Below are 22,353 nucleotides of genomic sequence, written 5' to 3' on the forward strand. Positions count from 1 at the left end.
AGAGATCGACTATGTGTATCCGGAAGCTCTTTAGGGGTTCAGTTTGTCTTTCACTGCTTTGGCAGGCGTAAAGCTCAGCTTCCTGGAAGCTTTGATCTTCATCGGTTCGCCCGTCGCCGGGTTGCGGCCTTCGCGCTCGGGGCTGTCCTTCACCTTGAACTTGCCGAAGCCGCTGAGTGAGATCTCCTCACCCTTTGCGGCCGCGTCAGCTATAGCCGTAAAAACGGCGTCAACGAGCTTCCGGGCATCGGCCTTCGACATGTCGGCCGATCCGGCAACATTGTCAGCGAGATCGCTATTGTTCATTCTTGCAACTCCTGGTGGGCGATAAAGGAACGCAACGCCTAAGCGCTGAGATCGTGGCAGTCACAAGTTCATGGCCTTCACGAAACCTGTGCGCAGGTGAGCGAAGCGCATGACGACGCGGGTGTTTTGCGTCCGATGACCTCCGCGGGAACACCGGAACTGAGATACCCCGAGCGAAGTGGGTCACCGCGCATGCAGACGCCTATGCCGGCTGAGTACCGCGGAGAAGTGCGTCGTTCATCTCCGCGACAGGCATGGGCATCGCCATCAAAAAGCCTTGTAGTGAATTACAGCCGACTCCTGAGAGAAAACGGCGCTGTTCGATCGTCTCGACACCTTCGGCGGTGACCTTGAGACCGCTAGCCCTCGCCAGATCCATGATTGCACTGATAATCGGACTACCATCGTTCGCAGAGCCGATCCCGCTGACAAATGAACGATCAATCTTCAGGCGGTCGACGCTTAGCGCGCGAAGATGACTGAAGGAGGAATACCCGGTGCCGAAGTCGTCCAGTGCGACCTTCACGCCCGATGCTCGCAGGCGTGCAAGGTTGGCCTCACAACCAGCGGCATTTTCGATGAAGCTGGTTTCCGTGACTTCAATCTCGAGCCTCTCCGCGGGGTAGCCATTCCGATCCAGGATCATGAGCGCCCGCTCCGCGAAATCCGGTCTGCGGAGCTGAACGGCAGAGACGTTCACCGATACCGATCCAATTGTCCACGTAAGTGCGTCTTTGCAAACTTGTTCAAGCACCCACTCACCGATCTTCACGATCTGCCCGCTTTGCTCAGCGATGGGTACGAACAATGCAGGCGAGATCATCCCCTGCTCGGGATGATGCCATCGAAGCAGCGCTTCGGCCCCTGTTATGCAGCCTTCATCAGGGGAGTAGAGCGGTTGATAGTAGACCTCCAACTGGTTGCCAGCATCGAGCGCAGCGCCCAGATCCGCTTCGATCTGCTTGCGGTGGCGGATAGTTGCATCCATGCCCTCTGCGAAGAAGACGAAGCGTCCTTTACCCGCCGCCTTTGCTTCATAAAGAGCGATGTCGGCCTTCCGGGCCAGTTCAGCCCTATCGTCAGCATCGGCAGGTCCAAACGCGATGCCGACGCTGACGCCCACTCGCGCCTGGGTGCCGGCGATGGAAAATGGCTCGTTGATAAGTTCTAGTAGCCTAAGACATAGGATCTCAGCCTCGGCAGGCGAACTTATCGTTCGCTGAATGATTGCAAACTCATCGCCTCCGAGGCGTGCGACCAAGTCGCTGCTGCGAACCGCCTTCTGAAGTCGAGCTGATACGGCGCGGATCAACTCGTCGCCCGCAGGATGTCCCAGCGTATCGTTGACATTCTTGAAGCCGTCCAAATCAAGATAGTGGAGCGCAAGTGCGTCGCCAGTTTCGCGTGCGTTCGCCAATTCATGCGCAAGCCGGTCGTCGAACATGGTGCGGTTCGGCAGTCCCGTCAGCGTGTCGTGGAATGCCAGATGCTGCGCCTGCGCCTCGCTGGCCTCAAGCGCAAGGGTGCTGCGGCGGATGTGGCGCAACAGGACGATCAGCACGCAAGACACCAGCAACAACGCGAGAGCGGAGAGCGGCAGCAGCCGATCGATCAGCAGCGTTCCCGGGCTGAAGGGCTGCCAAGCCAAGTAGCCGAGAATCTGACCTTCTGCATTGCGAAGCGGCACAGAGCTTTGCCCGTCGACCGGTCGCTCGGACGCGAAGTGAGCTGCTTGGAGCGCATAGGATTGTGCAAGCTCCTTCACAAAGTCACCATCCAAATAGCGAACGGCGATATGAACCGGTTCATTGCCAGGCGTCTGCACGAGCTTTCCGCTGTCGCTGACGATCGGTTTGGCACTCACGATGGCCGGTCTGCTTCCCACCACTCCCAAGTCGATGGCGCCAAGGCTCAAGCTCTGTTCGTTCGCAGGCGTCGCCTGCCGCAGCATGGACGTGCGCAGCTTGGCGATCAGTGGATCGGCGATGCTGGCGACATGCCGATCATATTCGCTCGAGGGAACTAAGTGCCCCCCTCGCATACCATAGACCGGCTTGCTTCGAGGGAGCACGACGAACGCCTCGTCATGCCCGTAGTAAGTGTGCATCCAAGACCCGACATTCATGTCGAGCCAGACTAGGTCGGGCTTTGCTGCGGTCGCGTGGCGGACGGCATCGTCCCAGACCGTGATGCCTTCCTGATCGTGCGCAGTGTTTTCAATTTTCTGCTGAAGCACCGTCGCAAGAAGCTGCTGCTGTTGTTCGATTGCAAGCTGATCGGCTTTTCGACCAACCAGCAGAACCATGCCCCCGAGCACAATAGCCATCACGATCACCGCCGCGAATGCGGGCAAGGTGAACTGCAGGACGAATCGCGATCTTCCGTTTACGAGCAGAGCGGGCAGGCGGGCTTGCATGTGCAGGCAATCGCCCGACTCTTCTTAAGATCGGATTGAAATCAGGTTGACAAACGAAGTAGAAATCGCGCCTCAGCTGTTTTCCAGAGACCTTTGGTCCTTACGAAAAGTGCGACTCTGTGCGGGGCGATTGCGGAGAAGGCTTTTTTTCGGAGCGCCGCTCTGCTGGCAATCTCTTGCCCAGCCAGCGCGAGCTCTCTTTCCGCCAACCTGATGGAGGCCGAGGTCGGGGCACCAGGGGGCGAGGTCCAGTGCCGTACTCGCCCATTTGTATCTCACACCCGTAGCGCAGGTCCTGGCTACATTGAACTGCAGAGCGCACCGCACCGCGGAAACGGCGATGGAAGCACTCGAGCCTTGCGGCTTGGACTTAACACGAAGGTTACAGGTGCGTGCCATAGAGCTGCCGATGCGCATTTTAGCCCCCTCTCCGAGCAGCTTACTGGTTTTGGCGTTCGCAGGCATTGTATCCCAGTCTCCGGCGCAGGCAGCTGAGGAAAACGATACGCCGCCGAGCGAAATCATCGTGACGGCTCAGCGGCGTAGCGAAACGCTGGTGTCCACACCGCTCGCCATAACCGCTTTCCAAGAAGCTGATATCGTTGCCCGCAGGCTCAAGGACATGAAGGATATCGTTACCTTCACGCCAGGTTTCTCGGGAAACTCGGAGGATTCATACATCGATGGATTGGCCATCCGAGGCATCGTGTCGAACGATTACGGCATCGGCGGAGACCCTTCGATCGGCATCTTCAAGGATGGCGTATACCAAGGGCGGACCGGGAGCGTCGTAACCTCGCTTTTCGATATCGAACGCGCCGAAGCGCTACGCGGCCCCCAAGGCTTTCTCTTCGGCCGCAATGCGATATCAGGCGCGATCAGCGTTACCACCAATAAGCCGGAGATCGGCTCCAACGACGCCCACGTCTACCTGAGTTATGGGGAGGTCAACCGGATCGAGGCCGAGGCGGCTTTTAACCTGCCGCTCAACGGCAAGCTTGCTGGTCGCGTCGCCTTCTACGGCACTAGCTACGATGGTTGGGTCGATAACGCCTACACACCCGACGTTGACGATCGCCTGATGGGCGGAAGCAAGTTCGCAGTGCGCCCGTCGTTGCGGTATCAGAACGGCCCTTTGCAGGTAACGCTCATCGGCGAGTACGAGCGTCGTCATCTCGACGGAACGCCGTATCGCGCATCGAACGAAGATCGAGAGGTGTTCGACGCGATAGACGAGGCGCTAGGCACGCCCCTGGTCGTTCGTGGCTCGTCTGGCGACATCGACAGCGATCTGGTCAATCCGCGAGACGACGGGAGGATCTACGGCGCCGCTCTCCAGGGAGACCTTGATCTGACGTTCGCAATGCTGACATCGATCAGCGCTTACCGACGTCACCGCTTCTTCTACTCGGAAGACTATGACGGCACACCGCTGCGGATCGGCAACTACACGCAGCGTCAGCGTGGCTCCTACGCCAGCCAGGAATTGCGAATCGTGTCGCCGGGCGCCAGCAAGCTGACCTGGTCGGCAGGATTATCTGCTTACCGCGAAACGGTACGTGCCCGCTTCACCAACGAGGCCGATGAGGACATCGTGTGCCGTGCGGGGTATGGCTATGCCGGCTGTCCGGAACTCACTGCCGATCTCTACGGCGCCCCGTATATCCCGGCTCTGAACGGCATTCTCATCGACATCAACGAGGCCCGATCGAACAATACCGGCCTATCGGCCTATGCGGACGCGAACTACTGGCTGCTGTCCAAGCTGCAGGTCGGGGCAGGTCTTCGTTACACTTGGGACCGCAAGAAGTTCGCGCTTGATATTCTGCCCAGCGCATCAAGCCTCGGCAATCTATGGACCTTTTCGTACTACACTGACGGCTTTATCGATGCGGCAAAGTCTTGGCAGGGGCCGACGCCGCGTTTTTTCACGCGCTACGAGGCCAATCCTAATCTCAGCATCTATGCAAGCCTCACACGTGGCTACAAAGCAGGTGGCTTCGGCTCATTCACCGTAAGTGCGCCTGCTCCGATCGAAGACTACAGCGTCGTTCCGGACGGAACGCGACCCGACGATTTCGCCCCTGAGACGATCTGGAGCAAGGAGATCGGCGTCAAGGCAAACGTGTTCGAGCGGCGCCTGAGCTTCGACGTGACCGCGTTCCATTACGTCTACAAAAACTTGCAGACTGTGTTTTTCGACACCGATACGCGCACCCAGCAGGTCATCAATGTGGGGCGGGTTCGGGGCTACGGCGTTGAGGCGGCGGCGACCGTCCGGCCTAGTCGCTATTTCGACATTGCGGGCAACGTCACTTACACGCACACGAAGAAGAGCGGTGACCGCGAATGTCTTGCGAGCGACTGCGGAGGATTGCTCAACCCCACATGGGCGTCGAGCGGGGTGGCAACCGCGCGCTATCCCCTCGCAGCGTCCGAAGCGTACCTCTCAGCAGAATGGAGCTATCAGGGACTTCGTCGCGATTCCTTCGACTGGCGAGGAATTACGCGGAGGCCAAGTGCGACAGAGGTGAACCTCAGGCTTGGTTACCGCACCGATGCAGGAGTAGAGGCGGTCGTCTATGTGGAGAACCTGCTCGACAAGCTCTACTATCGGGGCGCCGAGAACGGCGGAGATCTCACTCCAGCAAATGTCTGGGGCGTAAGCCAGCCACGCAGTTTCGGAGCAGCACTACGCTGGCGTGTGGGGAACTGAACGGGAGACGGCTTTTCGGCAATCCCAGCACGGGCTGAATGACCGCGATTTAGGATAACAGTCCGCCCAACGATCTGCTCGGGACTGCAGCTATCCAATGTCCCCCGCCCCGATAGCTACGAGTCACCGCAAGCGAGCTGTGCCCATCGTGCAGAACAATCAGGACAACGCGCGAACGTTTCGATCTAACCAGATGTCACCGTCGCGGGAGCAGCGGGATTGGCAGGCACGCCCACACCGGTGGTTCATGCCCAATCGTTGCTGGTTGCACTAAGGCAAGTCTGCAGGCTTGCCGGCAAGATCAAGCGGGAGAAGGTTCGAAAGCAGGGTGAACCCGCTGGTTAACCGCATCTTGATGTTTTTACCTCCTTGGCAGCTAGATGTTCTGGGTAGGTTTAAGATGGCTTCTGTTGGGCGTCGGCATGATGATGGCGCTCGCAATGTTCGGCGTCGAACAAACCCAAGCTAGTGACACACACAAATTCCGCAGCTCCTGCTGGGCATCCGCTAGACTGTCAGACGATTTCGTCGCGATAGCCCGGCAGGAAGATCGGTGGTCCTGCGGAAAAAGGAAGGTCTCGATCGATCCAGAGCGAGTGCTGCTTCGCTTCGACTTGGACGCCAGGGAAGTTCTTCCCCAATACTATCTCTCCCGCCGGAGCGCCGTCGATGCCTTGCACCTGCTTGCCATCGACCAAGATGGCACCATCAGACAAACGACCGTTCCTGCGGCTGCCTTGGCCAGTTCTTTAGCCGGCGGGTACTTGAAGGCTCGTTTGCCGCAGGTGTCACCCAGAACCGAGCAGATCGTCGCCGTGGTTGATTTACCAAGTCATCGAATGACTCTCGAGACAGCCTACATAGCACCGATGGACGCAGGGCAGAGCGGCGCCGACGCGCGAACCCTGCTGCTGCTGGCTGCGCTCGCTGGTACGCTTGCCATGCCCCTAATCTTCAATGCGGCGTTCTATCGCGTGCTCCGCGAACCGTTCGTCATCTGGCATTCGGTGCTCACACTCTCTCTCCTCGCCACGATTGTGGTTACCTCCGGCGTGGCCGTCATTCTCTTCGATCCAGGCGCGATGACGCTAAGCTGGATCACCACGCTTCTGTTCGGCACGGCGGTCGCAGCTGGTGCGATGTTTACCTGCGGCTTTATCGAGCCCGAATTGATGCATCCGTTGCTGCGGCGCCTGCTTCCACTATGCGCGGCTTGGGCCGTGATTCTGAGTGGGTTTCATGCTGCGTTCCCGTTCCTTGCGCGACCTGTCCAATCGAGTGTTTACACGGCGGCATTTGCGCCGGTCCTCGCCGTCTTCCTGATTTCTCAGCTCGATGCCTTGCGCCGCGGAAGCCGAGCCGCGAAGTTTCAGGCCATCGGATACGCGCCGATGATAGCTGTCGGGCTGATCCGCCTCGTGTCGGGCGTGGTGCCTTGGTTGCCAAGCACCGACGCCATGCTCCTATTCTACATCGGCTGCATCGCTGAAGTCCTCTTTACAACCCTTGGCATGGCGGACCGCTTTCTGACTATCAAACGGGATCGCGACCGGGCCCGCACAGAGGCCGCCTTGCTCCAACGCCTGTCCGAAACAGACCCGCTGACGGGATTGCTCAACCGCCGCGCGATCGAGCGCCAATTCGAGCAGCTTCGGGCCGAAGGCTTCGCGTCACTGGCGATTATCGACCTCGATCACTTCAAATCGATCAACGATGTGAACGGGCACGGCGTCGGAGACGCAGTGCTGAAAGCGACGGCGGGCGCGCTCCAATCGGACCGGGATTTGCGTGCATATCGACTGGGCGGGGAAGAATTCGTGCTTCTCCTGCGGGGGAGCGACGCCGCCATAGCTGCCGAAGCCCGCCGCCAAGCAATCCCACTCATGGTAGCAAGTGCCGTCCCAAGCCTGGGGCGGCCCGTGACAGCAAGCATGGGCTTGACAGCTTTCGCTGAGGAGGAAGACTTTTCAGAACCTTATGAACGGGCTGACAAGCTGCTTTATCAGGCCAAGAGCGCCGGCCGAGACCGAACCCGCAGCGCGATGATTCATACAGCGGCGCAGGATGCCATGCCGACCGGTCGTGCAGTCGCGGCCTAGAGCTTGCGGCTCCGAGGATGCTTGAACCGATCGAACGTGCGGGCGGCTGCCTCTCCTTTGAATCAGCTAGGGAGAAATCGCTATCAAGCACGGGATTATAAGGCACCATCTCATTCGCCGAACGGATAGGTCTCTGGCATGCCGCGGTGATGTTCTGGTCCAAGCGGCGTCACGGCCTTCGTCTCATCTATCCACACATAGGCGTCGAATTGCTTGGGCAGCACGGCTTGGCTGTAGTGGCTCGCGAGCTCGGTCCTTGGTCGGTAGAGAACGCCAATGAAGCGCTCGAGCCTCGGTTCCATCAGTGCCCGGCTAAGCGCCTCATGCTGTCCCCGCGTGAGATCGAGCATGAACTGCCCCAGGCCGCTCTGGTGGAATAGTCGCTCGTAGCTGTCGTGGCGGGATGGATTCACATCCATCACTTCCATGTCACCGTCCCAGTCGGTCGCTGCCGCTACGGTGCCCGTGTGGGTGCCGAAACCAACAAGTGCCGTGTCTTCTCCAAACCGCTCGCGACAGAGTTGACCAATGTTGAGCTCGTTGCGAGCCTGCCCCATGTCCGTTGCCCTCGCATCACCGATATGGCTGTTGTGCGCCCAGACGATCGCCTTGGCATCGGGGCCCCTCGCCTCAAGAAGGTGCTCAAGCGTATCGAACATATGGGTGTCGCGGAGATTCCAGCTCTCGGCCCCGCCATAGTACATGATCCGGTAGTAGCGCTCTGCCGACGCGATCAGCCGAGCGTTCTGTGCTGCATCGAGGAAGGCGTCTCCATCGTGCGCGGCGTAGTCGAGGCGATTGCGCAAAAGCACCTGCAATTGCTCTATGACGGCCTGCTCACACTCCGCATAACCGCGATTCAATGCAACACGGCCGTATAGCGCAGGATCGTTCTGCCAGGGCGTCAAACAGCCGTAGCGCTCGCGCGCAACGCCTGCCGCAACGGGGTCGACGCCTTCCAGGTAGTCAAGCACCGCACCGATCGAGGCGGACATGTTATAAATGTCCAGGCCATAGAATCCCACGCGCTTGTCCGGTTCAGCGAGGTATCGGTTGTGCTCGCGCAGCCATTCTATGAGCGCCTGGACATCGGTATTGCGCCACATCCATGTCGGGAAACGATCAAACGGCCTCTCAGCGCCAGGCTGCGGCTCCCGATGTCGAACATACCGGTCGACCGTCGCCGCATCGGGCCAATCCGCTTCCACGGCAACGATGTTGAAGCCGTGGTTTGCAACCAGGTGGCGCGTGATGGCGGCCCGCGCCTGATAAAATTCGCTAGTGCCATGGCTGGCTTCTCCCAAAAGCACGACGCGCCGGTCCGCAAACCGATCGAAGAGTTGACCGAATGCCGGGTCCCTGAAGTCGGGAAGCGGTTCGCCGGCCTCAGCGATCATTTGCGGCACAGTCTGATTGCGCGATGTGCCGGGCCGGTGATTGCTGGCAGACCGGCGGCCGTCCTCTTGCCACCCCTGTTCGCCAATCAAGGGAACGAAGCGCACGGCACCAATGCGCTCCTCCTCGAACTGGTCTGGCCCAGATCGGACCACCTTGCACAAAGTCTGAACGCCGCCCTCGCCGATGGGAATGACGAGGCGCCCGCCGATCTTGAGCTGATGCTTAAGCGCTTCAGGTACCGAGGGGCCCCCAGCAGCTACAAGAATCGCATCGAACGGCGCTTCTTCGGAAACGCCGACGCTGCCGTCCCCTTCCCGCACCTCGACGTTGTCGTAGCCCAGTTCCGCCAAGCGCCTGCGGGCAAGCGATGCCAGTTCTTCGTGACGCTCGATGGCGATCACGCGTTCGGCAATCTGCGCGACAACGGCTGCGGCGTAGCCAGAGCCCGCCCCCACTTCCAGCACCTTGTCGCCGGCTCCTATCTCGGCCGCCTCGACCATGGCGGCGACGATATAAGGCTGTGAGATCGTCTGCCCTGCCTCGATCGGCAGCGGACTGTCCTCGTACGCGAACTCGGCCACTTTGCTCGGCACAAAACGTTCCCGAGGAACCGACCGCATCGCGGCAAGTACTGAAGGATCGCGGACTCCCCTACGGGCGATCTGCACATCGACCATCCGCTCACGTGCCATGCTATCGGTCTTCATACGCCACCTTCTGCGCTGTAACCGGCGCTCCTGTGCGATAAAGAAGCAATGATCTCCTGCTCAGCAGAGTCTCGCTTGCGCCGAGTATCTCCTCTTTCGTGCAACGCCGTCAGGAGCGTTCGGTGCCAGGATGGCTTGCCCAGCCCGCTTGCCTGCCGCCAATCAGAGGCGGATCTGGCGAAGGACGACGCGATTTTCCAGCGCGCGGAACGTGGCAGCGCGCCATCGGTTACCTGTCCATGCTGGATAACGCGACACGCAGCCATGAGCGCGCCCTCTTGCTGAACGCCCCACGTCGAACCGTAATTCGTACGCAGAACGCCGGAGCCCGGACGACGGCATCAGGCCGGAACAGCCCTCTTCCACGGCCGGACCTGCGCTCCGGGTGAGCTCTCATTCCCTTCCAGCCCATCGCAGACCTGACCGAGAGGCGAGAACCATGAGCAACCGCAAACGAACCACCGTCGTCATTACGGGTGCGTCGGCTGGCGTCGGGCGTGCAGTCGCAAGGCGCTTCGCTCAGGATGGAGCCCGAATAGCTCTCATCGCCAGGGGCACGACAGGCTTGGAGGCCGCGGCGCGGGAGGTGGAAGCGGCAGGCGGCGAGGCTCTTGTCCTGCCACTGGACGTCGCGGATGCCGCAGCCGTGGAGCACGCCGCATCCGCGGTGGAGGAACGCTTCGGTCCTATCGACATCTGGATCAACGCGGCCTTCGCAGGAGTGCTGTCCCGCTTTCTCGATATGGACCTCGATGATTATCACCGCGTCACGGACGTGACGTATCATGGGCAGGTGCATGGCACGATGGCGGCCCTCAAACGAATGGTCCCGCGAGACCGAGGCAGCATCGTACTGGTCGGCTCCGCTCTCGCCTATCGCGGCATACCGCTCCAGTCCGCCTATTGCGGAGCCAAGCACGCGATCCAGGGCTTTCAGGATTCCATTCGCTCTGAGCTGATCCATGCCAAGAGCAAGGTGAACGTCTCCATGGTGCAGCTCCCGGGCGTAAATACGCCTCAGTTTAATTGGATTCGGACTACGCTGCCGAACAAAGGGCGGCCTGCCAGCCCGCCCTACCAACCTGAGGTGGCGGCGGAGGCCATACACTTTGCAGCCCACCACAAGCGCAAGAGCTTCGCACTGGGCTTTCCGACGTTGCAGGCCATCTGGGGCGACCGCTTGGCGTCCTCTGCGCTCGACCATTACCTTGCGGCAACGGGCGTGTCGGGACAGCAGTCGGATGAGCCGGTCGGGCCCGGCTATCGCGACAACCTCTACACCCCAGTTGAAGAAGACCGCGGCGCCCATGGGCGTTTTGATGCAATCGCACGAAAACACAGCCCACAGCTCTGGTTGAACAAGCACCGGCTTGCGCTCGGCGCCGCCACGGTCGCAGCCGCAGCCAGCGCGCTCCTTTTGGGCAGGAAAGCACGATGAGCAGGTGGTGGCACGAAGCTGCGCTTTACCAGATTTATCCGCGCTCCTTCCAGGACAGCGATCGCGACGGGATTGGCGATCTCGAAGGGATCCGCCGGCGGCTCGACCACATTGCTGATCTTGGCGTGGGGGCGGTTTGGCTCTCGCCCATCTTCTGCTCACCGATGGCCGACTTCGGCTACGACGTCTCCGATTACCGGGATATCGATCCTCTCTTCGGAGACATGGCAGCGTTCGACCAGCTTCTTGAGGAGACCCACGCCAGGGGGCTGAAGCTTTTGCTCGATTTCGTGCCGAACCACAGTTCGGACCAACATCGGTGGTTCAAGGAGAGCCGATCGAGCCGCGACAATCCCCGGCGTGACTGGTACATCTGGCAAGACCCAGCACCCGGAGGCGGGCCTCCGAACAACTGGATGAGCAACTTTGGCGGCAGCGCCTGGACTCTCGATGAGAAGACTGGCCAATACTACTATCATGCCTTCCTGGCTGCTCAGCCCGACCTGAACTGGCGAAATCCAGAGGTTCGGAAGGCGATGCACGACGTCCTTCGGTTCTGGCTGGACAAGGGCGTTGATGGTTTTCGGGTCGATGTGATCTGGCACCTGATCAAGGACGCGCAATTGCGCGACAATCCACCCAATCCGGCTTACTCTCCGGATCGCCCCGACATCGAACGCTCCTTGCAGGTCTATTCCGCCGATCAACCGGAAGTGCACGATGTCATCGCCGAATTGCGGGAGGTGATCGACAGCTATCCGGACCGCCTGCTAATCGGAGAAATCTACCTGCCGATTGACCGCTTGGTGTCCTACTATGGACGCAACAATCGCGGCGTGCACCTGCCTTTCAATTTCCAACTCATCCAATGTCCATGGCATCCCAAGGCGTTGGGCGATCTGATAGACGAGTACGAAAATGCCCTCCCGGAGGGTGGCTGGCCCAACTGGGTACTAAGCAATCACGATCAACCTCGCATAGCCGCACGCATCGGTGAAGATCAGGCTCGGGTCGCAGCGATGCTGCTACTGACCCTTCGAGGCACCCCCACTCTCTACTATGGAGATGAGATCGGCATCGCCGATATCGATATGTCGGACGTGCAAGTGCATGACCCCGCGGCGATCAACGAGCCCGGGATCAACTTCAACCGCGACCGCTCACGCTCCCCCATGCAGTGGTCCAGCGAGGAATTTGCCGGCTTCTCACAGAGTAAGCCTTGGCTGCCGCTGACGCACGACTGGCACGAGCGCAATGCCAAGGCGCAGCGGAACGAGCCGACTTCGATGCTGATGCTGCATCAGGCCCTGCTCCACCTGCGTTCCATCGAGCCCGATCTGGTGACAGGCGAGTATCGCCGCCTGGACATCGGCCAGGACGTACTCGCATTTCGGCGCGGCGAGAGCCTCGCGGTCGTCCTCAATCTGTCAGCGAATCCCGCTCCGCTGGCGCTCCCGACCCACTGGCAGGAGGTACAGGTGCTTTTGTCGGCCCTGTCGGTCCGTCCTCTCGAAAGCGTACCGGAAGTGCTTGACGGCAACGAAGGGCTCGTCCTCCGCATCAAGGAAGCCCGATGATACCCGATCTCTGGTACAAGAACGCCATCATCTACAGTCTATCGCTTGACAGCTTCCTTGATGCGGATGGCGATGGCGTCGGTGACTTTCGTGGGGCGATGCGAAGACTGGACTACCTGCAAGGCCTTGGCGTCTCGGCAGTCTGGCTGGCTCCATTTCAGCCCTCGCCCCGGCGCGACCATGGTTATGACGTCGCCGACTATTATGGCGTCGACCCGCGCTATGGCTCATTCGGAGACTTCGTTGAGTTTGTGAATGCTTGCCGGCAACGTGGCATGCGGGTCATCATGGACCTGGTATTAAACCACTGCTCAGACCAGCATCCATGGTTCCGTGCGGCTCTCGAAGATCCGGATTCCAAGTACCGCGACTACTTCATCTGGGCCGACGAGAAGCCCGAGGACGCACATGAAGGCGTCGTCTTCCCTGGGGTTCAGGAATCGACCTGGACCTTCAGCCCGGAAGTCGGGGCTTGGTATTTTCACCGCTTTTTCGAGTTTCAGCCGGACCTCAACATAGCCAATCCGGCAGTACAGGCTGAGATCCTTAAAATCGTAGGATTCTGGCTCCAGCTTGGCGTGTCAGGGTTCCGCATGGATGCAGTTCCGTTCCTGATTGCAGCCGACGGCATCAACGTCAGCAATCCCGAACCCGCTTACGATCTCCTCAGAAACATCCGCGCCATGGCGCAGTGGCGCAAGGGCGACGCGGTTCTGCTCGCCGAAGCCAACATCCAGCCTTCCGAAGCGATCGAATACTTCGGGGAGGACGGCGACCGGCTGCACATGGTGTTCAACTTCCCGGTCAACCAGACACTCTTTTATGCTCTCGCCACCGGGGACGCCGCACCGCTGAAAGACGCGCTCCGTACCGGACCTGATCTTCCCGAGACAGCCCAATGGGCGAATTTCCTTCGCAACCATGACGAGCTCGACCTTGGCCGCCTGAGCGAGGCTCAACGAGCATGCGTGTTTGAACAGTTCGGACCCGATCCGGACATGCAGATCTATGATCGTGGCATACGGCGGCGGCTTGCCCCGATGCTTGACGCCGAGCGTACAAGGATGGAACTCGCCTACAGCCTGATGCTGACCCTGCCCGGCACGCCTGTGCTGCGCTATGGTGACGAGATTGGGATGGGCGATGATCTCACTCGTCCGGAGCGGGACGCCGTGCGCACACCGATGCAATGGTCCGATGGCCCCAACGGCGGCTTCTCCTTGAGCCCGGAACCATGCAATCCGCCAATCAGCACCGGCCCTTATGGATTTGAGAAGGTGAACGTGGCGAAGCAGAGAAGCGATCGCGACTCCTTTCTCAACTGGACGGAGCGATCGATCCGCCTGCGCAAGGAACTGCCAGAGGTAGGCCGCGGTCGCTGCACTGTGCTGGATAGCCCCGACACCACCCTCGCCTTGCGCTTCGACTGGGAGGGGCTGGGGTCGATCTTCATCCACAATCTGGCGGAAGAGGCTGCCGAATTCTCACTGAATTGCCTTGAAGAACCGCCAAACGACGGGGACCTTGTCTGTCTGCAGACAAACGCCCGCAGCAAGGCGGATGCGAACGGCCACTACCATTTTAGCCTGGAGCCACTTGGCTACCGCTGGTTCCGCTTCGGTGGACTGGATGAACTGATCCAGCCTCCAGGTGTGCAGCACTGACTTGTGGCAATTGCCACTGAGCAATCCAAGCTTCAATAACCATCCCCTCAAGGGAACTATCCTTCTCCTGTTCGGTGGGCGAACATCTCCTCATGATCGAGGATAACCTCGGCATAGAGGGAGCAGGATGATGAAAAAACTGCGGGTTATCCAGTGGACCACTGGTAAGGTAGGCAAGTTGTCTCTGCGGGGAATACTAGATGACCCTCGTCTCGAGTTGGCGGGAGTGTACGCTCATTCCGAAAGCAAATCGGGAACAGACGCAGGTGCTCTCTGTAATCGGCCGGATACAGGCATCACCGCCACCAGCGACATCGATGCTTTAATAGCACTGAAAGCCGACACTGTTCTCTACACGCCGTTCGAAGCGAACCTCGACCATGTAATCCCGCTTCTTGAGAGCGGACTGGATGTCGTCAGCACCAACTTGTTCCTCAATATCGGCGGCATCAGAGGAGATGTTAAAGAGAAGCTGGCTGCCGCTTGTGAGCGCGGAGGCAGTTCACTTTACATCACGGGCATCAACCCAGGATGGGTCAACTCTGTCGTTACCGCAATCACCGCTATCTGCCGCGATGTCGAATATGTCGGCACCACAGAATCAGCCGATTGCTCAGTATATGAATCGGTTGAGACTTGGAGCTTCCTTGGGATGGGAGAGCACCCCGGCGAACCTTCGAGTGAAGCGCATCAGGACCTCATGAAACGCGCGCATGATTGGCTTATCCTGTTCCGGGACGTGGTGGCCCGCATCGGCGATGCTCTTGAGATCGCATACGACGACATCGAGTTCTTCTGCGAATACGCGACAGCGTCTGAAGACGTGGACCTGGGCTGGTTCAAAATGGACAAGGGAACCAATGCAGCACTTCGCGGTGGCTGGAACGGCAAGGTCGGCGGCAAGACCGTCGTGCAGATGAAGGTTGTCTGGTACCTGACGAAGAAGCTTCAGGAGGGATGGGAGATCGACGAGGATCAGTACCACCTAGAAGTCAAAGGCGATCCCAGCGTGAACGTGAAGATGCGCTTTACTCCGCCCGAGCATTGGGGAAATCACGATTGGGATACGATGACGGCGCTTCCCGCGGTGAACGCTCTCTTCCAGGTCAAAGCTGCGCCCTCCGGCATACTGGGCCTGCGCGATGTGGGCCTTCCCCACGCGCCTGTCGGCGAGTGGATGCGGGCGCGGATGCCTGACTAAACGCAGGCAATAGCCGAAGGCGCTCGCTTTCGCCGCATTCGGCTCGAGTTGGCCCTCGACTGCGTAGGTCAACTGGCTTAATCTCCGGTCAAGCCTGCTTTTACGCGGGCCTTAGCGCTCTTGTGAGTGTCGTCCTGGAGGGGGGTGGACGAGAAGATGAAGCGTCTCGCCCATTTCGATGTCGGCTTGCTGTTTAGCCGCCCCTCGTTGCAGTTCGCAGCGCGTCTGGCACTCGGCCTCGCGTGTGGCTTGGGCATGGTCGCGATCCGGCTCGTGCTCGATATGTCGATGCCAGGTTCCGGCCCTTTCGCGCTTGTTTACCCCGCGGTGCTGCTGGCCACCCTCTATGGACGCTGGGAAGCCGGCATTGTTGCTTATGCCATTGGTTTTGCGTGGAGCTACGCGCGGATCATGCCGCCGACGGGGCTAGAGACCGCCAGTGCTGGCACGATCAATCATCTGGTTCTGCACGCCATCTCCGCGATCATCGTCCTTGCCTTCGCCGAACGTTTCCGCACTGCTGTTGAGGCAGCCCAGCAACATGGCGAGCAGGAGATCGAGCGCAGGGCAGTCCTTCTGGCTGAGTTGGAGCATCGCACGAAGAACAATTTCGCGTTGGTGGCCAGCCTGCTGGAGCTACAAAAGCGTAAGGAAGACTCCGAGCCGATCCGCCGCGCCTTCGATGACGCAATCGGACGCGTGCAAACATTCTCTGAAGCTTACACCCACCTGGCCGGCGAGCAGGGCGAAGGCGTGATGGTAGAGATGCGTCCTTACCTCGACCGGATGGTAGCACGAGCGAGTAACGCCATGCTTCCGCCCCAGGTCCGAATATCCAGCCGTTTCGCCGAGGCGAGCCTGCCGCGCGAAGCGGCCGTAGCCATCGGTCTATTCGCCAACGAAGCGCTGACAAACTGTGCCAAGTACGCATTTCCGGAGGGCCGCGACGGGACCGTGGAAATGACGTTTGATGTCTCCGGCGACGAATGGAGGCTCTTCATCCGGGACAATGGCGCAGGCGAAGGCGCCACGCCTCCTCCCCATGCAAGCGGCGGTATCGGAACTCAGCTCCTCGAAGCCTTTGCGCGGCAGGCCAAGGCCCGCCACACGACGAGCTACACGCCCGGGGGATGCGAAGTCTCTCTCATCTATGAGAGCGAGAGCGGCTGACGCCGTTCTTCGGTCAGCTGAGCGCCTGTTCCCAAGCGCACGGATCAAAGCCAACCAGCAGCCCCCCGGGATACTCCACCACCGGTCGCTTAATCGAACTCGGGTTTGCAGCCATCAAGGATATAGCCTTTTCGGCATCAAGATTGACCTTGTCCGCTTCCGGCAGTTTCCTGAAGGTCGTCCCGCGGCGATTGAGCAGAGCCTCCCAATCGGCCTGGTCGGTCCATTGCGCAAGCCGCTCACGCTGGGCGCCCTCTTTCTTGTAGTCATGGAATGCGTAAGCGAGGCCGCGCTCGTCGAGCCATGCACGAGCCTTCTTTACCGTATCGCAGTTCGGTATACCAAACATCTGCAGCATCATGGACACCCTCTTACCTCAGTTAGCGGCGAGCAAAAGGGTCATTCCCCGCAAAAAACGGGGAAACCCGCATCGATGCGGAACCCGAGCCGCGGGAACCCTTGTTGGCCTTGTAAGCTTCGCTCGGATGGAAAATGCACCCAAGAGCGTCAGCGACATTCTCGATAAGGTCGAGGGACTCGCAAAGGAAAAGAGCCACGTCCGCCTCGGCAACGTAATCGATGCACTTGGCCACAGGAGCTTCGCGCCGTTCCTGCTCATCCCGGCGCTCATCGATATTTCTCCGGTCGGCGGAATTCCCGGCCTGCCTACCATGCTGGGGCTGATCATCGTCATCGTCGCCGCCCAGGTGCTGCTCGGGCGAGAGGATCTGTGGCTGCCGTCCTTTCTGGAGCGGCGATCGATCTCGTCAAAGAAGGCCTGCAAGGCGACCAAGAAACTGCGCGGGGTCGCGGCCTTTCTGGACCGCTGGTTTCATGGCCGTCTGCCCAAGCTCGCTCAGGGGCCGTTTGTCCGCATCGCCGCCGGACTTTGCATTCTGCTCGCTCTGACAGTGCCGCCATTGGAACTGCTCCCTTTCGCCACAACGGCGCCGATGGCAGCGATCGCCGCCTTCGGTCTGGCACTCTTCGTCAAAGACGGGTTGCTGATGGTTATCGCAACATTCCTGTCAGGAGGAGCATTCGCGCTGGGTATTGGTCTTATCGGCTCCGGCAGCGGTCCAGGGTCATGAATCGTTGCGCGTTGGCCGCTGCGTTTGATTGAAACGGAGGATGTGCGGTTCTGCGCAAGCGAAGAGCGTGTACTCCTCGTAATAGCTGGCTCGCCCCCTCGCCTGCACCTCGTGATGTTCGATGTGCCGGCCCCAGGCTCGTGCCGACGCTTCATCCGCCCACTCCGAGACAGCGACAACCTCGCCATCCTCAGCCGTGTAGCTTTTAAACGACAGATATCCTGGCTGCCGGGCTGCCAGTTCTGCCATGCGGCCCGCATCCCGCGCATAGAGCGAACCGTCGATGTCGGCACGCTTGCGGTTTCGGAAGACCACCAGGAACATCAGCCATTCATAGCGCCGGCTGGACAAACCGCCAATGGCGCGACAAAGCCGCCCTCATGAGCGTAAACAGCTTCGGCCGCCTTTTCCGTTTCACCACTTGGGGCGAAAGCCACGGCCCGGCACTTGGCGCCGTCGTGGACGGCTGCCCTCCGGGCCTCCCGATTAGCGAGAGCGCGCTCCAGCCGTTCCTCGACGCGCGCCGTCCGGGCCAGTCGAAGTTTACCACGCAGCGGCAGGAGCCGGATCAAGTCCGCATTCTTTCGGGCGTGTTTGAAGGCAGGACCACCGGCACGTCGATCTCGCTGATGATCGAGAATGTGGACCAGCGCTCAAAGGACTACTCAGAGGTCGCGAAGGCGTATCGCCCTGGTCATGCTGATTATGCCTATGATGCGAAGTACGGTTTCCGCGACTATCGGGGCGGCGGCCGCAGTTCCGCTCGGGAAACCGCGGCACGCGTGGCTGCGGGCGGCGTTGCGCGGCTGGTAATTCCCGAAGTCACGATCCTTGCGTATGTCGTCGAGATCGGCGGCGATGCTATCGATCGCGCAAACTTCGATCCCGCTGAGATCGACCGCAACCCCTTCTTTTGCCCCGACCCCCTTGCCGCCAGACGCTGGGCCGAGCAGGTCGACGCGGTGCGCAAAGCGGGCTCATCCGTCGGAGCGGTTGTGGAATGCATCGCCACCGGCGTTCCCGCAGGCTGGGGTGCGCCGCTCTATGGCAAGCTCGACGCCGATCTCGCTGCCGGGATGATGGGCATCAATGCCGTCAAGGGCGTGGAAATCGGGGATGGGTTCGCGGCCGCGCGGCTATCGGGTGAGCAGAACGCCGATCCGATGCGTCCGGGTCCGCAAGGGCCGACATTCGACGCAAACCACGCGGGCGGCATCGCCGGCGGAATCTCGACAGGACAGCCGATCGTCGTGCGCGTAGCCTTCAAGCCGACCAGTTCCATTCTGACGCCGCAACCCACCATCACCAGGCCTGACGAGAACGGTCGCTCGCACGCCACCGAGCTGTTCACCAAGGGTCGCCACGACCCCTGCGTCGGAATCCGCGGCGCACCCGTCGTCGAAGCGATGATGGCGCTGGTCCTGGCAGACCATAAGCTGCTTCAGAGGGGACAGTGCGGCGGCTGAGTGCTTCCGAGCGGTGCACCACTCAACTGATCGCCAGAAGCGCACAGACCGTCCTCAGTGATCGGAGCGTCCGATTAATCCAATCGGACCTTTGGGCTACCAACCCGCGCGTCCTGCGCCTATCTCCCGTTGCGGTAACTCACCATGCAAAGAGGGAGACACATTCATGGGTATTGTCGGAAGCACCATCAAGCCGTTCAAGAACACCGCGTTCCAAGCCGGCAAGGACTTCTTTGACGTCACCGAGAAGGACATCGAAGGCAAGTGGGCCGTGTTCTTCTTCTATCCCGCCGACTTCACCTTCGTCTGCCCGACCGAGCTGGAAGACCTTGGCGAGCAGTACGAAACGCTTCAGGGCATGGGCGTGGAGGTGTTCGGCGTTTCGACCGACACCCACTTCAGCCATAAGGCGTGGCACGACACGTCCGACAAGATCGGCAAGCTCAAGTACGCGTTCCTGGGTGACCAGAACCACACGCTCACCAACAACTTCGGCGTGCTGCGCGAAGGCGCTGGCCTTGCTGACCGCGCGACCTTCGTGGTCGATCCGGACGGCGTGATCCAGCTCGTCGAGATCACCCCCGAGGGCGTGGGCCGCAACGCCACCGAACTCGTTCGCAAGATCAAGGCCGCCAAGTACTGGCGCGAGCACCCCGGCCAGGTCTGCCCGGCCAAGTGGGAAGAAGGCAGCGAGACGCTCGCTCCTTCGCTCGACCTCGTGGGCAAGCTCTGATCCGATCGTCTCGTCCGATCCAGCCGGCGCCTGACGCCGCCTGAGGAGCGGCCCCGGGGCTCACCCCTCCCCCACCCAGCCCTGGGGCCGCCAACCTCCTCAAGAACATATACACCTTGGAGTTTCGACATGCTCGACGCCAACCTGAAGCAACAGCTCTCGCAATATCTCGGCATGCTGCGCGAGCCGATCGAGCTCGTCGCCTCGCTTGGCGACGATGCAAAGTCGGCGGAAACACGCGAGCTGCTGGAGATCATCTCCGGTCTTTCCGACAAGGTCACCGCCACATTCGACGGCGACGACGCGCGCCGCCCCAGCTTCATCATCCGACGCGCCTCCGACGCCACGAAGTGGGTCCGCTTCGCCGGATTGCCGCTCGGCCACGAGTTCACCTCGCTGGTGCTGGCATTGCTGTGGGCCGGTGGTCATCCGCCCAAGGTTTCTGACGAGACGCTGGAGCAGATCCGCAATCTCGAAGGCGACTTCGAGTTCGAGATGTACTTCTCGCTCTCGTGCCACAACTGCCCCGACGTGGTGCAGGCACTCACCTTGATGGCGCTCTACAACTCGCGAGTGACCGCGACCCTCATCGAGGGCGGCACCTTCAAGCAGGAAGTCGATGAGCGCGGCGTCATGGCTGTGCCTGCCGTCTTCCTGAATGGCCAGATGTGGGGCTCGGGCAAGATGAGCGTCGAGGAGATCCTCGCCAAGCTCGACACCGGTGCCGAGGAGCGCGCCGCAGCCAAGCTGGCCGACAAGGACCCGTATGAGGTGCTGGTCATCGGCGGTGGCCCCGCTGGCGCCGCAGCCGCCATCTACACCGCACGCAAGGGCTTCCGCACCGGCATCGCAGCCGAGCGCTTCGGCGGCCAGGTCCAGGACACCATGGGCATCGAGAACTTCATCTCGGTACCTTACACCGAAGGTCCCAAGCTCGCGGGCGCGCTGGAGCAGCACGTGAAGGAGTACGATATCGACTCCATGAACCTGCTGCGCGCGGAGAAGCTGATACCGGCCAAGCAGTTGGGCGGCATGCACGAAGTCGTCTTTGCCAACGGCGCATCGTTGAAGGCGCGATCGGTCATTCTCACCACCGGCGCGCGTTGGCGTAACCTGGGAGTGCCGGGCGAGGCCGAATACCGCAACAAAGGCGTGGCCTACTGCCCCCACTGTGATGGACCGTTGTTCAAGGGCAAGCGCGTGGCCGTGATCGGCGGCGGCAATTCCGGCGTGGAAGCGGCAATCGACCTCGCCAACATCGTCGGTCACGTGACGCTGATCGAATTCGACAGCAAGCTGCGGGCCGACCAGGTCCTTCAGGACAAGTTGCGGTCGATGAAGAACGTGGACATCATCGCCTCGGCCCAGACCACCGAGGTCGAGGGCGACGGTGAGCGAGTGAACGCGCTCGTCTACAAGAACCGCGAGACCGGCGAGGAGCACAAGATCGAATTGGAGGGCATCTTCGTTCAGATCGGACTGGTGCCCAATACCGAATTCCTGAAGGAGTCCGGTCTGGAGATGACGCGCTTTGGAGAGATCGTCGTCGACGCGCACAACGCAACCAACCTGCCGGGTGTATTCGCGGCAGGAGACGCGACCACAGTGCCGTACAAGCAGATCATCATCGCTATGGGCGAGGGTTCGAAGGCAGCGCTCAGCGCTTTCGACTACCTGATCCGGAACGAGGCGGTGGATGAAGTCGCGCAAGGCTTCCAGGAAGCCGTCGCAGCAGAGTAAGTCCTCGGGTCGCACCTTGAGACGGGAGGGCGGTGGTCTGCGGATCGCCGCCCTTTCCCTGATCGCCGCTTGGACTGGCAACGCGGCCTGGTCAGCGCGACCTTTTCAGAATCACGTAGACGGCGCCCGTCCCGCCATGCCTGCGGTGAGCACCTCTGATTGCTGCGATGGAATGGGCGTGGGAGCTTGCGCCGAGCCAGTCGACCAGCTTGGCGCGTATCGCGCCGCGCGCAGTGGCCCGGTCGGCAAACTCGGTCGGGCGCGGCTTGCCGGCGACGATCAATACCACCCTTGCTCCCATCGACTTCGCTTGCGTAAGCCCGTGCATGAGGCGTCCGTAGGCTTGGTCCAGCGTGGCGCCATGCAGGTCGAGGCTGAAATCAGGCTCAATCCCTCCGCGTGCGATCTTGCGCTCCCACGAGGCATCGAGCCCGACTTTGTTCTCTTTGGCGGGACTGGAAGCGGGCTTCGTAGGAGGCGGCCTCAACAAGGGCCGCTCGACCTGGCGCTTCGGAGAGGAGGGAGCATTCGCCGCGCCTGCGTTCTCGGCAGCGGCCACGGCCGCCGGGACCAGGGGCACCTCGACCGCTTTGGCCGGTGCACGCCTCAGCGGCGTGACAGTGTCTGCCAC

Annotated in this window: 18 protein-coding genes; 11 read left to right on the forward strand and 7 right to left on the reverse strand. The window is 60.7% G+C overall.

The features are described 5' to 3' along the window. Positions 1–30: 30 nt before the first annotated feature. Positions 31–306 (reverse strand): HU family DNA-binding protein, encoded by a 276-nt coding sequence (locus ABUH87_RS12680; RefSeq protein WP_367774225.1) that lies wholly within the window; start codon positions 304–306, stop codon positions 31–33. A 202-nt stretch (positions 307–508) separates the two neighbouring features. Further along, entirely contained in the window at positions 509–2,722 is a 2,214-nt protein-coding gene (locus ABUH87_RS12685) for a putative bifunctional diguanylate cyclase/phosphodiesterase (protein ID WP_367774226.1), read from the reverse strand. 409 nt (positions 2,723–3,131) lie between these two features. On the opposite strand from ABUH87_RS12685, the gene ABUH87_RS12690 reads away from it, so the two are divergent. Then, positions 3,132–5,438: a TonB-dependent receptor gene (locus ABUH87_RS12690; protein WP_367774227.1), complete on the forward strand. Its 2,307-nt coding sequence runs from the start codon at positions 3,132–3,134 to the stop codon at positions 5,436–5,438. Between the two features lie 515 nt (positions 5,439–5,953). Here the strand turns inward: ABUH87_RS12690 and ABUH87_RS12695 are convergent. Next, positions 5,954–6,154, reverse strand: a complete 201-nt coding sequence (locus ABUH87_RS12695; RefSeq protein WP_367774228.1) for a hypothetical protein — start codon at positions 6,152–6,154, stop codon at positions 5,954–5,956. A 123-nt stretch (positions 6,155–6,277) separates the two neighbouring features. Here ABUH87_RS12695 and ABUH87_RS12700 point away from each other — a divergent pair, with 123 nt between their 5' ends. Further along, positions 6,278–7,537 (forward strand): sensor domain-containing diguanylate cyclase, encoded by a 1,260-nt coding sequence (locus tag ABUH87_RS12700; RefSeq protein WP_367774229.1) that lies wholly within the window; start codon positions 6,278–6,280, stop codon positions 7,535–7,537. 110 nt (positions 7,538–7,647) lie between these two features. Here the strand turns inward: ABUH87_RS12700 and ABUH87_RS12705 are convergent, their stop codons facing one another. Beyond that, complete coding sequence (locus ABUH87_RS12705) at positions 7,648–9,642, reverse strand: protein-L-isoaspartate(D-aspartate) O-methyltransferase (RefSeq protein ID WP_367774230.1); 1,995 nt, start codon at positions 9,640–9,642, stop codon at positions 7,648–7,650. Positions 9,643–10,081: 439 nt separating this feature from the next. Between ABUH87_RS12705 and ABUH87_RS12710 the strand changes: the two genes are divergently transcribed. The 5 genes from ABUH87_RS12710 to ABUH87_RS12730 all read left to right on the forward strand — a co-directional run bounded on the left by ABUH87_RS12710 (position 10,082) and on the right by ABUH87_RS12730 (position 16,692). Next, positions 10,082–11,080 (forward strand): SDR family oxidoreductase, encoded by a 999-nt coding sequence (locus ABUH87_RS12710; RefSeq protein WP_367774231.1) that lies wholly within the window; start codon positions 10,082–10,084, stop codon positions 11,078–11,080. Then, positions 11,077–12,657 (forward strand): alpha-amylase family glycosyl hydrolase, encoded by a 1,581-nt coding sequence (locus ABUH87_RS12715; protein ID WP_367774232.1) that lies wholly within the window; start codon positions 11,077–11,079, stop codon positions 12,655–12,657. Before ABUH87_RS12710 ends, ABUH87_RS12715 begins: the two co-directional genes overlap by 4 nt. After that, the gene (locus tag ABUH87_RS12720; RefSeq protein WP_367774233.1) at positions 12,654–14,321 is read left to right on the forward strand and encodes an alpha-amylase family protein; all 1,668 of its coding nucleotides are present in this window, start codon (positions 12,654–12,656) and stop codon (positions 14,319–14,321) included. The genes ABUH87_RS12715 and ABUH87_RS12720 overlap by 4 nt, the downstream gene beginning before the upstream one ends. 127 nt (positions 14,322–14,448) lie before the next feature. Next, positions 14,449–15,522, forward strand: coding sequence for an NAD(P)H-dependent amine dehydrogenase family protein (locus ABUH87_RS12725; RefSeq protein ID WP_367774234.1), 1,074 nt, complete (start codon positions 14,449–14,451; stop codon positions 15,520–15,522). Positions 15,523–15,666: 144 nt separating this feature from the next. After that, positions 15,667–16,692, forward strand: coding sequence for a sensor histidine kinase (locus tag ABUH87_RS12730; RefSeq protein WP_367774235.1), 1,026 nt, complete (start codon positions 15,667–15,669; stop codon positions 16,690–16,692). A gap of 13 nt (positions 16,693–16,705) precedes the next feature. Here the strand turns inward: ABUH87_RS12730 and ABUH87_RS12735 are convergent, their stop codons facing one another. Next, positions 16,706–17,053 carry an arsenate reductase gene (locus ABUH87_RS12735; RefSeq protein ID WP_367774236.1) on the reverse strand — a complete coding sequence of 116 codons (348 nt, stop codon included), beginning with the start codon at positions 17,051–17,053 and terminating at the stop codon, positions 16,706–16,708. A 124-nt stretch (positions 17,054–17,177) separates the two neighbouring features. Here ABUH87_RS12735 and ABUH87_RS12740 point away from each other — a divergent pair, with 124 nt between their 5' ends. Continuing rightward, a complete protein-coding gene (locus ABUH87_RS12740) occupies positions 17,178–17,783 on the forward strand; it encodes an exopolysaccharide biosynthesis protein (protein ID WP_367774237.1) in 606 nt (201 codons plus the stop codon). On the opposite strand, the gene ABUH87_RS12745 is transcribed toward ABUH87_RS12740, so the two are convergent. Continuing rightward, positions 17,778–18,107, reverse strand: a complete 330-nt coding sequence (locus ABUH87_RS12745; RefSeq protein WP_367774239.1) for an antibiotic biosynthesis monooxygenase family protein — start codon at positions 18,105–18,107, stop codon at positions 17,778–17,780. The two genes, ABUH87_RS12740 and ABUH87_RS12745, sit on opposite strands and share 6 nt — an antisense overlap. Before the next feature lie 56 nt (positions 18,108–18,163). On the opposite strand from ABUH87_RS12745, the gene aroC reads away from it, so the two are divergent. The 3 genes from aroC to ahpF all read left to right on the forward strand — a co-directional run bounded on the left by aroC (position 18,164) and on the right by ahpF (position 21,722). Then, positions 18,164–19,249: a chorismate synthase gene (gene aroC / locus ABUH87_RS12750; protein WP_367774240.1), complete on the forward strand. Its 1,086-nt coding sequence runs from the start codon at positions 18,164–18,166 to the stop codon at positions 19,247–19,249. A 166-nt stretch (positions 19,250–19,415) separates the two neighbouring features. After that, positions 19,416–19,982 carry an alkyl hydroperoxide reductase subunit C gene (ahpC, locus tag ABUH87_RS12755; protein ID WP_367774242.1) on the forward strand — a complete coding sequence of 189 codons (567 nt, stop codon included), beginning with the start codon at positions 19,416–19,418 and terminating at the stop codon, positions 19,980–19,982. A gap of 129 nt (positions 19,983–20,111) precedes the next feature. Continuing rightward, a complete protein-coding gene (gene ahpF, locus ABUH87_RS12760; protein ID WP_367774243.1) occupies positions 20,112–21,722 on the forward strand; it encodes an alkyl hydroperoxide reductase subunit F in 1,611 nt (536 codons plus the stop codon). 91 nt (positions 21,723–21,813) lie between these two features. On the opposite strand, the gene ABUH87_RS12765 is transcribed toward ahpF, so the two are convergent. Then, on the reverse strand, positions 21,814–22,353 hold the full coding sequence (locus ABUH87_RS12765) for a Smr/MutS family protein (protein ID WP_419956697.1): 540 nt from the start codon (positions 22,351–22,353) through the stop codon (positions 21,814–21,816).

Origin of the sequence: Novosphingobium rhizovicinum, assembly GCF_040813635.1 — a bacterium.
Lineage (GTDB): Bacteria > Pseudomonadota > Alphaproteobacteria > Sphingomonadales > Sphingomonadaceae > Novosphingobium > Novosphingobium rhizovicinum.